Source organism: Noviherbaspirillum sp., from assembly GCF_035254685.1.
GTDB lineage: Bacteria > Pseudomonadota > Gammaproteobacteria > Burkholderiales > Burkholderiaceae_D > Noviherbaspirillum.
In genome coordinates this window covers 336,418-350,298 of the sequence record NZ_DATFAI010000041.1, presented here as the reverse complement: position 1 = coordinate 350,298, position 13,881 = coordinate 336,418, and the positions used below count along the sequence as shown (strand labels likewise).

Below are 13,881 nucleotides of genomic sequence, written 5' to 3'. Positions count from 1 at the left end.
ATGAATCGTTACTATGATAACAAGATCGCAATTTTTTATTGCATTTAGTTATCGTAATAGTAAGGCGTGAAACTGGCACCCGGATAGCGCTTTGGCCAGGCAACTTGTCGGCTGCGATCCGCTGCGCCGGTTGAGAAATAGATATGGGAAGTGTCAGTGAAGAAAATCTCCGACGCATTCGCTCGCGCAAGCAGGATAAAAAAAACAGCGCGGCAGGTTGCCCTGCCGCGCTGTCTGATGCGGTAAAAATCGTTTCAGGCTCAGCTTGCCAGGCGCTTTTCCAGTTGCGCCTTGGCCGTTTCCAGTTCCTTCGGCAGGCGGTGCTTCAGCTTGTCGAACAGTTCGGCATGCAGCTTCAGTTCTGCTTCCCATGCCGCTTTGTCGATCGAGGTGATCGTGTTGAACTGCTCCTGCGTGAACTCGATGCCGTCCCAGGTCAGGTCGTCGTAACGCGGTGTGACGCCGAAGATGTTGTCGTGGCCGCCTGCGCTGCCTGCCATGCGGTCGAGCATCCATTTCAGCACGCGCATGTTGTCGCCGAAGCCAGGCCACACGAACTTGCCGTTTTCATCCGTGCGGAACCAGTTCACGCAGTAGATCTTCGGCAGCTCCGCCGGTGAGGCGGCGATCTTCTTGCCCATGTTGAGCCAGTGCTGGAAGTAGTCGCTCATGTTGTAGCCGGTGAACGGCAGCATCGCGAACGGATCGCGCCGCACCACGCCCTGCTGGCCGGCGGCCGCAGCGGTCGTTTCGGAACCCATGGTCGCGGCCATGTAGACGCCTTCCACCCAGTTGCGGGCTTCGGTCACCAGCGGCACGGTCGTCGAGCGGCGGCCGCCGAAGATGAAGGCCGAGATCGGCACACCGTCCGGATCGTCCCAGGCCGGGTCGATCACGGGGTTCTGGGTCGCGGCGACGGTGAAGCGCGCGTTCGGGTGCGCCGCCTTGCGGCCGGTTTCCTTCGCGATTTCCGGCGTCCAGTCCTTGCCCTGCCAGTCGATCGCGTGCGCCGGCGGTTCCTTGGTCATGCCTTCCCACCACACATCGCCGTCATCGGTCTGCGCGACGTTGGTGAAGATGGTGTTCGCGTGCAGCGACGCCATGCAGTTGTAGTTGGTCGTGGTGTTGGTGCCCGGTGCGACGCCAAAGTAACCGGCTTCCGGATTGATCGCATACAGGCGGCCATCCTCGCCCGGCTTGATCCAGGCGATATCGTCGCCGATGGTCGTGACCTTCCAGCCCTTGAAAGCCGCCGGCGGGATCATCATCGAGAAATTGGTCTTGCCGCAGGCGGACGGGAAGGCTGCCGCGACGTAATGCTTCTTTCCTTCCGGCGATTCGACGCCGAGAATCAGCATGTGTTCGGCCAACCAGCCCTGGTCGCGGCCCATGTTGGAAGCGATGCGCAGCGCAAAGCACTTCTTGCCCAGCAGCGCGTTGCCGCCGTACCCGGAACCGAAGGACCAGATCTCGCGGGTTTCGGGGTAGTGCACGATGTACTTGGTCTGGTTGCACGGCCATGCAACGTCCTTCTCGTCCGCCAGCAGCGGCTTGCCGACCGAGTGCACGCAAGGCACGAACTCGCCATGTGCGCCCAGCACGTCGTACACGGCCTTGCCCATGCGCGTCATGATGCGCATGTTGACCACGACATAGGGGGAATCGGAGAGCTCGACGCCGATATGGGCGATCGGCGAGCCGAGCGGGCCCATGGAGAACGGGACGACATACATGGTGCGCCCGCGCATGCAGCCGTCGAACAGCCCGTTGAGGGTGATGCGCATCTCGGCCGGGGCGACCCAGTTGTTGGTCGGGCCGGCATCTTCCTGTTTGGCCGAGCAGATGAAGGTGCGGTCCTCGACGCGCGCCACGTCGGACGGGTCGGAGCACGCGAGGTAGCTGTTCGGGCGCTTGGCCTCGTTCAGCTTTTTCATGGTGCCGGCAGCGACCATCTCCGCGCAGAGGCGATCGTATTCTTCCTGCGAGCCGTCACACCAATGGATCCGGTCCGGCTTGGTCAGGGCGGCGATTTCTGCAACCCAGCTGATCAGCTTGCGCTGTTTGACGTAAGATGGCGCATTCAACGGTGCGATACCTCCCATAACGGGCTGATTCATAAACTACCTCCAGTGCCAATAAAGAGTTCAGTCGTGTCCTTCACGGCAGGATCGTCGTCAGCTTTTGGCTCGGCTAGTTCCTTTGGGGCTAGCGGTACGGCGGTCTTGTCGACGGCGGTCTTGTAGTAACCGCGCTACCCGAAAAATGGAATGATGCTCGGGCCGATGGGTTCGCAAATCCTACGAAATTTGCAGAAAATGAGCCGCCGATTTTACACGGCAGATGTAGGTAACTCAATGATTCTGAAGAAAATGTAGTAATAATTGTTGAGAAATGTAGTAGGTCATTTTGCTGCCTCCAGTTAATCGTCGTTTTTTTACGTAATGAGGGCGTGCCAACATTGGGATTGGGAGTGCGAACGGGTCGCAGGCGCCGCAGGCCAAAGGGCCGGGACGCGGCGTAATCGTGCTGCAGCAATGCCGCCTCGGCGGCGTCCGGCAACACCGGCATGCGACGCCTGCGGCCCCTTCGCACTCCCGAACGAACCGCGGACATGTTCTGACATTGATTGAAAAATTCGTATGAAAGTTGCGATTCTTGACGACTATCAGGATTGCGTACGGCACCTCGCGTGTTTTTCCTTGCTCGACGGCCACGAAGTCCGCGTTTTCAACAATAGTGCCAGGGGGACAGGCCAGCTCGCGGTCCGCCTGGCGGAATTCGAGGCGCTCGTCCTGATCCGCGAACGCACCCGCCTGCCCGCCGCCCTCCTCAACAGGCTGCCCCGTCTGAAACTGATTTCCCAGACCGGCAAGGTCAGCGGCCACATCAATGTCGCTGCGGCCACGCAACGCGGCATCGCCATCGTGGAAGGTGTGGGCGACCCGACCGCCCCGGCCGAGCTGACCTGGGCGCTCATCATGGCCGCGTCACGCAAGATCCCGCAATACGCCGCCAACTTGCGCGACGGACTGTGGCAGACGGCGTCGGTCAATCCGGAACTGAACACGCTGGGCCGCGTGCTGAAGGGGCGCACCCTCGCCATCTGGGGCTATGGCCGGATCGGCCGCCTGGTTGCCGGCTATGGCAAGGCTTTCGGCATGCGCGTGCTGGTGTGGGGCAGCGAGGCAAGCCGGGCAGCGGCGGCCGGTCAGGGCTTCGAGGCGGCGCCGTCCAGGGAACGCTTCTTTGAAGAGGCAGACGTCCTCACGCTGCACCTGCGCCTGTCCGACGCCACGCGCAACCTCGTCACCGCCGGCGACCTGGCGCGCATGAAGCCCGACGCCCTGTTCGTCAACACCAGCCGCGCCGAACTCGTGACAGCCGGCGCGCTGGAAGACGCGCTGCGGCACGGCCGGCCCAGTTTCGCAGCGCTCGATGTATTCGAAAGCGAGCCGCTGCCGGCCGATGCGCCGCTGCTGCGCATTCCCACGGTGCTCGCCACGCCGCATCTCGGCTACGTGGAAAAGGACAGCTACGAGCTGTATTTCCGCGCCGCGTTCCAGAACATCGTCGACTTCGCCAACGGCACGCCGAAGCATGTGTTGAATCCCGAAGCGCTGGGCTGACGCGCCTCGCAGAACCGCTTCCGGCACGGTCGTTCGCATTTCGCTACACTGGAGCCTCCTGTTTCGGAGCCCCCATGCAAACCAGACTCTGGTCACTGACCCTCGGCAACTTTGCCATCGGCACCGGCGTGATGATCGTGCCGGGCATGCTCAATGAATTGAGCGCCGACCTTGCCATTGCGCCCGCGAAAGTCGGTTGGCTGATTTCCGCATTCGCCATGACGATCTGCATCACCGGTCCCTTCCTGGCAAGCTGGACCAGCGCGATCGATCGCCGCAAGCTGCTGGTCGCCTCGCTGCTGCTGTATTCGGTGATGCACATGCTTGCCGCCCTCGCGCCGAATTACGACATGCTGCTCGTCGCGCGCATGGTTACCGCCATTGGCGCGGCAATTTTCACTGCACAGGCCGCGGCGACGGCGGGACTGATGGTGCCGCCGGAGACGCGCGGCAAGGCGATCAGCCTGGTCTTCCTCGGCTGGTCGATCGCGGCTGTGGTCGGCACGCCGCTGGGTGCTTACCTCGGCGCACATATCGGCTGGCGTCCGACGCTCGGCCTGGTCGCCCTCCTGGCCGCGCTGTTCGCCGTCGGCGTGTGGATGCAGATTCCGCCGAAGCTGTTCATCGCACCCATGGACCGCGCCGCATGGAAGGCGCTGTTCGGCAATACGCCCCTGCTGCTCGCCATTTCCGTGACGGCCATCCAGGCACTCGGCATGTTCACGGTGTTTTCCTACATGGCCCTCCTGCTCAAGGATTTCATCGGCGCCAATGCCACCACCATCAGCCTGCTGTTCCTCTGCTTCGGCGCCACCGGCGTGATCGGCAACGTGCTCGGCGCGCGCTTCATGGACCGCATCGGCCCGGTGCGCGTCGGCGTCGCCGCGATGGGCTGCATGCTGGCCGCCATCCTCCTGTGGCCGCTCACGCGCGGCTCGCTGCCCGTCACTATCCTGCTGATCCTGGTCTGGGGGCTGGGATGCTTCTCGGTCAACAGCGCGCAGCAGGCGCGCCTGGTATCCATGGCGCCGCAGCTCGCCTCGGCATCGGTATCGATGAATTCCTCCGCGATCTATCTCGGCCAGGCGGCAGGTGCCTTCATCGGCGGCCTGATCATCAGCAGCGACGGCACGGCCAACCTGTCCTTCTTCGGTGCCTTGCCGATGGCGGCAGCCATCGCGGTGTCGCTGTTCGCCGCCAACCTGTCGAGGCGACAGCGACTGGAACAGATCGCATGCAAGTGCTGAGCGTCAATATCGCGCAAGCCGCTCCGCTGTTCGTGCAGCAGTCGGAACACGTGCGCCGCATCATGAGCGGCATCCAAAAGCAGGCGGTGCAAGGCCCGCAACAGGTGAACAGACTCGGCTTCGTCGGCGACGAGCAGGCCGACCTCACGGTGCACGGCGGACTGCACAAGGCGGTGTATGCCTATCCGGTCGAACACTATGCATTCTGGATCGCGCAGCGCTTCGCCGCATTGAAGCGTGAAGAACCCTTGCCGCATGGCGCGATGGGCGAGAACCTGACGCTGCAGGGCCTGCTGGAAGCGGATGTATGGATGGGGGATCGCCTGCGCATCGGCACGGCGCTGCTGCAGGTCACCGAGCCGCGCCAGCCATGCTACAAGTTCAACGCGCGCATGGGCTTTTCCCATGCGGCGAAGATGATGGTGCAGGCCGGCTGCAGCGGGTTTTACCTGCGCGTGATCGAGACCGGAGAGATACAGGCCGGCGATGCGGTAACGCTGATCGCCGGCCCGCGCGAGACAGCCATTGCGCAGGTCAACGAACGACGCCGGATTGGGCGTCAGCGCGATCTGTTCTGAAGCTCGTGCGCACCAGCGCGCTGCCGCCCGTCCACATGCGCGCCCATCCGGGCGGCCACGGCAGCGGCGGGCCGGCATAGGCGGGAACGCCACGCCGCACAGGAATGACAGGCAGGTGTTCCGGTACCGGGCCGTCGCGATGGTCCCACCCGAGTGTAAAGGCGTAATTCGGCAGCAAGGCTTCGCAGATCTGGTCGAACCAGAGGGTGTGGTCCTCGTCGCGGCTCAGCGCCTGCGCCAAGCCCTGCGGGTCGAACTGCGCCAGCGAGCGCACCAGTTCCTGCGCGGTCGCACCGGGCTGGTCGCCCCAGCCGAGGATCGGATTGAAGTTGTAATCCGCGCCAGAACCGTACCAGCCTTCCCGCCAGGGGCGGTCGAGCCAGTTGCGGCTCCCGGTGAACAGATGCCAGCGCCAGTGCAGCCCCGAGGCCTTCGGCCAGCTGTAAAGGTACAGGCGTTGATAGCCGGCGCGGTGCAGTTCGCGCACCATCGCCATCAGGCGCGCATGCGGCATGCGGTCGGGCGGGTCACGGCGGAAGCGGATCGGCTCGCCGTCCGCGTGCTGCAAATCATCGTGCGACAGATTCAGGTCGAGGCTGCGTACTTCATCGCCAAAACGCGCAGACACCCACCCGGTCAGCAGGTTGACCGAAGTGATGACGCCATAGCCGCGGAAGCGATGGAAGATGACAGTGCCGGGTGCAACGGGTTTCATGTGCAAATACGGTGAAAGCGATCAAACAGAAAACGGTGCAACAGAGTCAAAAAATACGGCGTTGGTTCGCAACGCCGCATGCGTCCTTCGAGAACACTGTAAACGATTCGCGCCGACAAAGCATCCCTAATTCATGTCATTCGGCGGCTTGTTTTTTGCCTCAAATTTCCAGTTTGACATTGACATTTCAAACCGGAAAACTGACGGTCACGCCAAGGCCCTTTCCGTCCATTCCTTCGCCGATGCGCACCTCGCCGCGATAGCGTTTGGCAATCCGCTCGACGATGGAGAGGCCGAGCCCGCTGCCCGCAACGCCGGTGCCGGTCACGCGGAAAAAGCGATCGGTCAGGCGCGAACGCTCGTCGGCCGGAACGCCAGGGCCGTCGTCCTGCACGCGCAACATGATCTGCCCGTGCTCCTTCCATACCTTCACCACCGCGCGCCCGCCGTCGCTGCCATACTTGATCGCGTTGTCCAGCAGGTTGTCGAGCAGGATGGAGAGCGCGAACGGATCGCTCCGCATATGGCAAGCCTCCTGCGCATCGACCTCCAGTTCAATGCCCTTGTCTTCGGCGGCGTTTGCGAAACGCGCAGCGCTGCCAGCGGCAAGGTGGCCGAGATCCACCAGCTGCAATTGCTCCGCGTCGACATGGTCGAGCCGCGCCAGCAGCAGCAACTGTTGCGCAAGGTACGTGGTGCGTTGGACACCGGCGATGACCTGCTGAATTGCGTGACGTCGTTGCTCTTCGTCTTCGGCAGCCAGTGCGACCTCGGCCTGTACCTTGATCGCGGCCAGCGGCGTTCTCAATTCATGGGCGGCATCGGCGGTGAATGAGCGCTCCCTGTCGATGGATTCGGACAATCGTTCAAGCAATTTGTTCAATGCATCGACCAGCGGTTGCACTTCGTCCGGCACGCTCGCAAGGTTGAGCGGTTCCAGGTTCTGCGCGCTGCGTGAACCAATGGCGTGCGAAACGGTCGTCAGCGGCGCCAGCCCGCGGCGAATGCTGAGCCAGACCAGCAGGGCGAGCACAGGCAATGCCAGCAGCAACATTTGCGCCATGCGGAACGCGAGCTTGTTGACCAGGTGGCTGCGTGTGCGCGCAGTTTCGAAGACCCGCACCTGGTAGCCCCGCTTCGGGTCGCGCAAGGCGAAGGTGCGCCACTCGCGGTCACCCACGCTGACCCAGCCATGGCCAATCTCCGGGTCGTAGCGGGCTTCCGGCGCGCCCGGCGCATGCAGCAGTAAAGCGCCGTCGCTGCCCCACACCTGGAAGTCGACATACTCCGCATGGTTGTCGTTGTGTTCGAGGCGATGCTCGCTCTCATGACCGTCTTCATGGCCATCGTCCAGGCCGACCAGCGCATGCAGGCGTTTGAGGTCGAGCAGGAGCAGCGTGCGCGCACTCTGCTCCATGCGTGCATCAGCCTGCTCGCCGACTTCCTCGCGCAGTTCGACATAGCCGGTCGCCAGCATGGCGGCCCACACCGCCACCAGGCTGCCGAGCAGCAGCGCGACGAGGCGGCGCCGTATCGAGAATGCTTTCATGGCGAGTCCTTCCGGATCAGGTAGCCGACACCGCGGATGGTCTTGATCAGCTCGTTGCCGAGCTTCTTGCGCAGGTTGTGGATGTGCACTTCCACGGCATTGCTTTCCACTTCCTCGTTCCAGCCGTACAGGCTCTCTTCCAGCCGCGCGCGCGACAGTGCCGTGCCGCGATGTTCCAGCAGGTCGGTGAGGATGGCGCATTCACGTGCCGACAGCGCGATCTGCTCGCCGTTGCGCGTGACGCACAGGGTGTCCGGCGACAGTTCCATGTCGGCGTAGCGGATCACCGACGCGCTGCGCCCGTGCGCGCGCCGCAGCAGGGCGCGGATGCGCGCGACCAGTTCGCTCAGGTCGAAAGGTTTGACGAGGTAATCGTCGGCGCCGGCGTCCAGGCCGGTGACGCGGTCGCGCACCGTGTCGCGCGCGGTCAAGAGCAGCACCGGCAGGTCGCTGCCCTTCTTGCGCAGGCGCTGCAGCAGTTCCAGCCCGGAGACGCGCGGCAGGCCGATGTCGAGCACCACCAGCTCGTATTCGGTGGTGTCGAGCGCCAGCTGCGCCGCGTGGCCGTCTTTGGCCCAGTCGACGGTGAATCCCGACTGTTTCAATCCGCTCTCGATGCCGTCGCCGAGCAGCGGATCGTCTTCAACCAGAAGAAGACGCATGATGTCCTTCCTTGTTTCCCATGGATTGCACTTCTTATCGCATCGCTCGCTTAAGGCGTTCTTAAGCCCGACCGGACAGGAGGAATTGTCCGGCAGCCAGATCAAGCGGGGCGCACAAGCTTGAGTATCGCCCCGGACAGCGGGGGAAACAAGGTTCGAAGGGGTTCAGGCCATTAGAAAATCCACAACTTCTCCGATGGGAGCTGCAACCAGTAGTCGCCCGCCTCCAGCCGGTACGGCGAATAGGCGCGCAGCTTGATGTCACCCTCCCTGCCGTGATGGAACAGGCATTCCCAGCGGTCGCCGAGGTACATGCAGGTCAGCAGCGGCAGCCTGAGCGCATTGTCGACTGGCGTGCCGGAGATGCGCACATGCTCGACCCGGATCATGGCGTTGATGTCGCTGCCGGCCTGCGCGCCGCGCGCCGTGCCCAGCATGGTCGTGCCGCCCACCTGCAGGCTCACGCTCGCGCCATCGCGCTGCAGCAGCCGCGCGGGCAGGCGGTTGTTGCTGCCCATGAATTCCGCGGTGAACAAGGTCTGCGGCGTTTCATACATTTCCTGCGGCGTGCCCTGCTGCTCGATCCTGCCGTTGTTGAGCAGCAGGATGCGGTCGGCAATCGCCATCGCTTCGCCCTGGTCGTGCGTCACCATCAGCGCCGACAGGCCGAGGCGAACGATCAGCTCGCGCAGGAAGGCGCGCGCTTCCTCACGCAGTTTCGCATCGAGGTTGGACAGCGGTTCGTCCAGCAGGATGACCGGCGGGTTGTAGACCAGCGCGCGCGCAATCGCCACGCGCTGCTGCTGGCCGCCGGACAGCTGGTGCGGATAGCGCTCCGCGAGCTGGCCCAGGCCGAGCTGCGGCAGCACCTTGTTGACGCGTTCCGCGATCTCGCCGCGGCTCATCTTGCGCAGACGGAGGCCGTAAGCCACATTGTCGAACACCGTCTTGTGCGGCCACAGCGCATAGGACTGGAACACCAGGCCCAGATTGCGTTCCTCGGCCGGCATTTCCAGCCCGCTGCCGCCGTCGAACACGGCGCGCTCGCCGATCCGGATGGTGCCGGCCTTCGGGCTTTCCAGGCCGGCGACGGCGCGCAGCAGGGTGGTCTTGCCGCTGCCGGAGGGGCCGAGCAGCGCGACCACTTCGCCGCGCTGCAATTCCATCGATACGCCCTTGAGGATTGCGTTGGCCGATGCGCCGCTGCCGTAATCGAGATACAGATCCTTGACGGAGAGTTCGTTCATTCTTTCACCTTAATCATGCAACTTCACGCCAAAGCGCAACGCAATGCCCAGACCGATCGCCACCAGGATGATGTTGATGAACGACAGCGCCGCCACCAGGTCGATCGCACCCGATCCCCACATCGACACCAGCATCGAGCCGATCACTTCCGTGCCGGGCGAGAGCAGGTACACGCCGGTGGAATATTCGCGCTCGAAGATCAGGAACACCATCAGCCATGCGCCCAGCAACCCGTAGCGCGCCAGCGGCAGCGTGATGTCGCGCGTGATGCGCCCGCGCCGCGCGCCGACGGCACGCGCCGCTTCTTCCAGTTCGGGGCCGACCTGCAGCAGCGCGGTCGAGATCAGGCGCAGGCCATAAGCCAGCCACACCACTGAGTAGGCGAGCCACACCGAGAAGATGGTCGAGCGCAGTTCGCGCAGTGGCGGGATCAGATTCTCCGACAGCCATTGAGCGACCCCGTTATCCATGCTCTTGAGGAAATGGTCGAGCGTGGCCGGCACGAACAGGAACACCCACAGAAAGGCGAGGCCCGCCAGCAGGCCCGGCACCGCGCGCGGGATCAGCACGCTGTAGTCGAGGAAGCGCGTGATGCCGTCCTGCCTGCGGTGCGCGGCGAGCGCGATCGCCGCGTAGCACATGACTGCCACGGCGCCGCCGACCACGCCGATCAGCACCGTGTTGAAGATGGCGCGCAGCAGGGACGGCTGGTCGAGGATGTCGGTGAAGTGCTGGAGCGTGAACACGTCAGCCAGCTTGACCCCTTCGCCCCAGTAGGACACGAAGGAACGCAGCGCGATGCCCGAGATCGGCATGAAGATCGTCAGCAGCAGCCAGAGCGCGATGAAGCCGAACGCAATCCACTTCCATTTCCCCAGCGGCAGCGGCTTCTGGCGCGCGCCCTTGCCCTTGATCGACACATACTTGTTGGCTGTCCTGAGCAGGAAGCGCTGGCACAGCACGAGCGGCACTGTCACCGCGACCAGGCACACCGCGACCGCGGCCATCAGGTGGTAGGACGGCGTGCCGAGCTTGTTGGTCAGCTTGTAAAGATAAGTTGCCACCACGAGGTGGCCCTCCGGATCGCCCAGCACCAGCACCAGGCCGAACACCTCGAAGCCGAGGAACAGCACCAGCACGCCGGCATAGGCGAGTGCCGGCATGATCATCGGCAGGGACACGTTCAGCGCCACCTGCAGCGGCGAGGCGCCGGCAACGCGCGCCGCTTCCTCCACGTCCGAGCCGAGGCTCTTGAGCGCTGATGAGGCGTACAGGTAGACATGCGGCACATGGGTCAGGCCGGCGATGACGACGATGCTGGAGAAGGCATAGATGTTCCAGGGCTGCACGCCGGTCCATTGCTTGATCCACGTCGTGTAAAAGCCGACCGGCCCCATCGACACGACATAGCCGAAGGCCATCACCATCGGCGATACGAAAATCGGCACCAGCAGCATGGGCGCCAGCCAGTTGCGCCCGGGCAGGTCGGTGCGCACCATCAGGAAGGCCAGCATCGCGCCGAGCGGGAGCGCGATGGCTGTCATGCCCACTGACAGGATGGCGCCGTTGATGAAGGCCTGGCTGAAGTCCGGATCATCGAAGATGAAACGATAGGAATCCAGCCCGAGCGTCTTGTTTGGCACGAAGAAGGGCGCCGACAGGAAGCTCTGGTAAAAGATGAGCAGCAGCGGCAGGAAGATGGCGATCGCCGTCAGGGTGACGACGAGGCCGCGCGGCCAGTTCAGGCGCGAAGACGACAGGGTTTGCATGGCTGATGACCGGGAAGAAAAAAGCGGCACGATCGGATCCGGCCGCCCGCGGAGGAATCATGCGGGCGGCCGTCGCGGCAGTCTTACTTCTTCGCCATCGTCTCTTTCCACTTCTTCAGGAAGGCGAGCCGCTTTGTTTGGTCGAGGTACTGCAGCAGCGAGGTATTGACCGGAACCGGCTTCAAGCCCTTGCCGATTTCCTTGCTCAGCGCGGCAGACGTTGCTTCACCCGTGACATCGCTGCGGATCGCGAACAGCTTCGCCTCGTTGGCGATCACGTTCTGGCCGCGCTTGGAGAGCAGGTAGTCGAACCACAGCTTGGCCGCATTCGGATTCTTCGCGGTCTTGTTGATGAACTGCACGCGCGACAGTACCAGCGTGTAGTCCTTCGGGATCACGACGCCGATGTTCGGATCTTTCTTCGCGCGCACCAGCGCGTACGAGCCGATGATGTTGTAGCCGATCAGGTTCTCGCCGGAAGAAATGCGCTCCAGCATGGTGCCGGTGGAGGACTGCACGCGCAGGCCGGTGGCGCCGAAGGCCTTGACCAGGTTCCAGAAGCCGTTCTCGTCGACATGCGAATCCTGCGTCACGAACATGAAGCCGACGCCGGATTTCTCGATGTCGTAGGTGGTGACCTTGTCCTTGTACTTGTCGGTCTTGCTGGTCAGCAGCTTCGCGAAGTCCGCGTGCGTGGCCGGCACTTCATTGGCGGGTACCAGTCGCGTGTTGTAGACAAACACGGCAGGCTCGAAGGTCGTACCGTAGGCGGTGTTGTTCATCACGGCCCAGTTCGGGATGGCTGCCACCTCGGGCGACTTGTATTGCATGGCATAACCGTCAGCCGCCAGTTTGATCTGCAGGTCCATCGATGAAGACCACAGCACGTCGGCGGTATTGCCGCCGGCTGCCGCCTCGGAGATGAAGCGGTTGTAGACCTCGGTCGAGTTCATGTCGTTGTATTCGACCTTGACGCCGGGGTACAGGGCATTGAAATCCTTGAGCAGCGGTTCCGCAGCCTTGGTATCGGTCGTCGAGTAAACCACCAGCTTGCCTTCCTTCTTTGCTCCGTCGACGATCTTCGCGTAATCCGCCGGATAGCCCGCCGGAACCTGGGCGAATGCGCCCGCCGTGAAGGACGCGAAGGTCGTGACGAGTGCGGCGGTGATGATGCTTTTTCCTGACAACATGGTATCTGCCTCCTTGTGTGAAATGCCTTGTGGACCCAACCTCATGTGCAAAAAATCAACAGCGCCAGAATACGCCATTCCTGCCGCTTCACGTTACCTTGCGTTCCTGACGCGCTCTGCAAAGCGGTACATCGGCCCGATCGTCATGACCAGCGCCGCCAGGCGTGTGACGTGGAAGGCGGTGACGATCGGCACGCCGAGCTGTAGTGTTTTGGCCGTCAGGCTCATTTCCGCGATGCCGCCCGGCGAGGTCGCGAGGACCGCCGTGGCGGGATGCATGCCGCTGATCATCGCCAGGCCGAATGCGAAACTGGCGGCGATAGCCATCGCCATCAGCGCGCAGATCGCCACGCTTACCAGGTAGCGCGGCGCGGTATGCAGGAATTCCGGCGTGAAGCGTGTGCCGAGCGATACGCCGATGAAGAGCTGTCCGAGATGCACCATCCACTCCGGCAGCGCCGACAGGTTCAGTCCGGATGCGGTCAGCGTCGCGGCCACCAGCAGCGGACCGATCACCCAGGCATTGGGCGCCCTGGTGCGCTCGAGCACGAGCGCGCAGGCCGAGGTCAGCAGGATCAGCAGCGCCAGGCCGCCGTAGTGCACCACGCGCGCGCCGGGCACGAACACATCCTGACCCTGCACGCCGGAGAACTTGAACACGAAGGGGATGATCCCGACCACCAGCATGATGCGCAGGCTGTGCGCAGCGGCCACACGATCGACCTTGGCGCCGTGGCGTTCGCCCTGGGTCGCCATCTCCGAAGCACCGCCGACCGCCATGGCGAAGAAGGCTGTGGTCTTGTCGATGCCGGACAGCCGGTGCAGCATCCAGCCGCCCACCAGGCCGAGCAGGAGCGCGAACAGCACGCCGGCGAGGATGAAACCGCTGAACGACACCAGCACCTTCAGCACCGGCGTCGTGAAGTACAGGCCGAGCGCGGTGCCGATCGCCCATTGCCCGGCTTCCCGTACTTGCACCGGGCAGCGCAATCCGGCGCCGGCCATGCGCGCGGCGGCAGTGCTGAACAGCGGGCCGATCATCCACGGCAGCGGCGTTTTGAGCCACTGGCACAGGATGGCGGAAAGGAAGCCGACTGCCAGCGTAAGCAGGAGGGGCTGAACGGTGGATCGGTCCAGGAATGGCATAAGGGCGGCATGCATGGCTTCAGCCGGGAAGCGCGCAGGGTGGCATATTTGTAGTTATGGAAATTTTGCACGAAAGACGCGACATTTGCCCGGCGCGCGTTCATCATGCTCTTGTTGTCGACGCCGGCGTCTCCTGCCGTCGTCCTGCGTC

Annotated in this window: 11 protein-coding genes; 3 read left to right on the top strand and 8 right to left on the bottom strand. The window is 63.4% G+C overall.

What is annotated here, in order from left to right; genetic code table 11:
• Nucleotides 1-260 precede the first annotated feature (260 nt).
• A complete protein-coding gene (locus VJ698_RS19195; protein WP_324104408.1) occupies nucleotides 261-2,117 on the bottom strand; it encodes a phosphoenolpyruvate carboxykinase (GTP) in 1,857 nt (618 codons plus the stop codon).
• Between the two features lie 522 nt (nucleotides 2,118-2,639).
• Between VJ698_RS19195 and VJ698_RS19190 the strand changes: the two genes are divergently transcribed.
• From VJ698_RS19190 to VJ698_RS19180, 3 genes are all read left to right on the top strand, one after another.
• Complete coding sequence (locus VJ698_RS19190) at nucleotides 2,640-3,626, top strand: D-2-hydroxyacid dehydrogenase family protein (RefSeq protein ID WP_324104407.1); 987 nt, start codon at nucleotides 2,640-2,642, stop codon at nucleotides 3,624-3,626.
• Nucleotides 3,627-3,700: 74 nt separating this feature from the next.
• On the top strand, nucleotides 3,701-4,873 hold the full coding sequence (locus tag VJ698_RS19185) for an MFS transporter (RefSeq protein ID WP_324104406.1): 1,173 nt from the start codon (nucleotides 3,701-3,703) through the stop codon (nucleotides 4,871-4,873).
• Nucleotides 4,861-5,451, top strand: a complete 591-nt coding sequence (locus tag VJ698_RS19180) for an MOSC domain-containing protein (protein WP_324104405.1) — start codon at nucleotides 4,861-4,863, stop codon at nucleotides 5,449-5,451. The genes VJ698_RS19185 and VJ698_RS19180 overlap by 13 nt, the downstream gene beginning before the upstream one ends.
• Here VJ698_RS19180 and VJ698_RS19175 read toward each other — a convergent pair.
• The 7 genes from VJ698_RS19175 to VJ698_RS19145 all read right to left on the bottom strand — a co-directional run bounded on the left by VJ698_RS19175 (nucleotide 5,408) and on the right by VJ698_RS19145 (nucleotide 13,745).
• Entirely contained in the window at nucleotides 5,408-6,166 is a 759-nt protein-coding gene (locus VJ698_RS19175; protein ID WP_324104404.1) for an L-asparaginase, read from the bottom strand. The genes VJ698_RS19180 and VJ698_RS19175 overlap by 44 nt on opposite strands.
• A 187-nt stretch (nucleotides 6,167-6,353) precedes the next feature.
• Complete coding sequence (locus VJ698_RS19170; RefSeq protein WP_324104403.1) at nucleotides 6,354-7,715, bottom strand: ATP-binding protein; 1,362 nt, start codon at nucleotides 7,713-7,715, stop codon at nucleotides 6,354-6,356.
• Nucleotides 7,712-8,377 carry a response regulator gene (locus VJ698_RS19165; protein ID WP_324104402.1) on the bottom strand — a complete coding sequence of 222 codons (666 nt, stop codon included), beginning with the start codon at nucleotides 8,375-8,377 and terminating at the stop codon, nucleotides 7,712-7,714. Before VJ698_RS19165 ends, VJ698_RS19170 begins: the two co-directional genes overlap by 4 nt.
• A gap of 173 nt (nucleotides 8,378-8,550) precedes the next feature.
• Nucleotides 8,551-9,624, bottom strand: a complete 1,074-nt coding sequence (locus VJ698_RS19160) for an ABC transporter ATP-binding protein (RefSeq protein ID WP_324104401.1) — start codon at nucleotides 9,622-9,624, stop codon at nucleotides 8,551-8,553.
• A gap of 9 nt (nucleotides 9,625-9,633) precedes the next feature.
• On the bottom strand, nucleotides 9,634-11,394 hold the full coding sequence (locus tag VJ698_RS19155) for an iron ABC transporter permease (protein WP_324104400.1): 1,761 nt from the start codon (nucleotides 11,392-11,394) through the stop codon (nucleotides 9,634-9,636).
• A gap of 83 nt (nucleotides 11,395-11,477) precedes the next feature.
• Nucleotides 11,478-12,584, bottom strand: coding sequence for an ABC transporter substrate-binding protein (locus VJ698_RS19150; protein ID WP_324104399.1), 1,107 nt, complete (start codon nucleotides 12,582-12,584; stop codon nucleotides 11,478-11,480).
• A gap of 93 nt (nucleotides 12,585-12,677) precedes the next feature.
• The gene (locus VJ698_RS19145) at nucleotides 12,678-13,745 is read right to left on the bottom strand and encodes an AbrB family transcriptional regulator (RefSeq protein ID WP_324104398.1); all 1,068 of its coding nucleotides are present in this window, start codon (nucleotides 13,743-13,745) and stop codon (nucleotides 12,678-12,680) included.
• Nucleotides 13,746-13,881 lie beyond the last annotated feature (136 nt).

Excerpts from the sequence above, each read along its gene's own strand:
- VJ698_RS19185 (WP_324104406.1), top strand. The coding sequence starts at position 3,701 with ATGCAAACCAGACTCTGGTCACTGACCCTCGGCAACTTTGCCATCGGC.
- VJ698_RS19195 (WP_324104408.1), bottom strand. The coding sequence starts at position 2,117 with ATGAATCAGCCCGTTATGGGAGGTATCGCACCGTTGAATGCGCCATCT.
- VJ698_RS19150 (WP_324104399.1), bottom strand. The coding sequence starts at position 12,584 with ATGTTGTCAGGAAAAAGCATCATCACCGCCGCACTCGTCACGACCTTC.
- VJ698_RS19180 (WP_324104405.1), top strand. The coding sequence starts at position 4,861 with ATGCAAGTGCTGAGCGTCAATATCGCGCAAGCCGCTCCGCTGTTCGTG.
- VJ698_RS19190 (WP_324104407.1), top strand. The coding sequence starts at position 2,640 with ATGAAAGTTGCGATTCTTGACGACTATCAGGATTGCGTACGGCACCTC.
- VJ698_RS19145 (WP_324104398.1), bottom strand. The coding sequence starts at position 13,745 with ATGCATGCCGCCCTTATGCCATTCCTGGACCGATCCACCGTTCAGCCC.
- VJ698_RS19165 (WP_324104402.1), bottom strand. The coding sequence starts at position 8,377 with ATGCGTCTTCTTCTGGTTGAAGACGATCCGCTGCTCGGCGACGGCATC.
- VJ698_RS19155 (WP_324104400.1), bottom strand. The coding sequence starts at position 11,394 with ATGCAAACCCTGTCGTCTTCGCGCCTGAACTGGCCGCGCGGCCTCGTC.
- VJ698_RS19160 (WP_324104401.1), bottom strand. The coding sequence starts at position 9,624 with ATGAACGAACTCTCCGTCAAGGATCTGTATCTCGATTACGGCAGCGGC.
- VJ698_RS19170 (WP_324104403.1), bottom strand. The coding sequence starts at position 7,715 with ATGAAAGCATTCTCGATACGGCGCCGCCTCGTCGCGCTGCTGCTCGGC.
- VJ698_RS19175 (WP_324104404.1), bottom strand. The coding sequence starts at position 6,166 with ATGAAACCCGTTGCACCCGGCACTGTCATCTTCCATCGCTTCCGCGGC.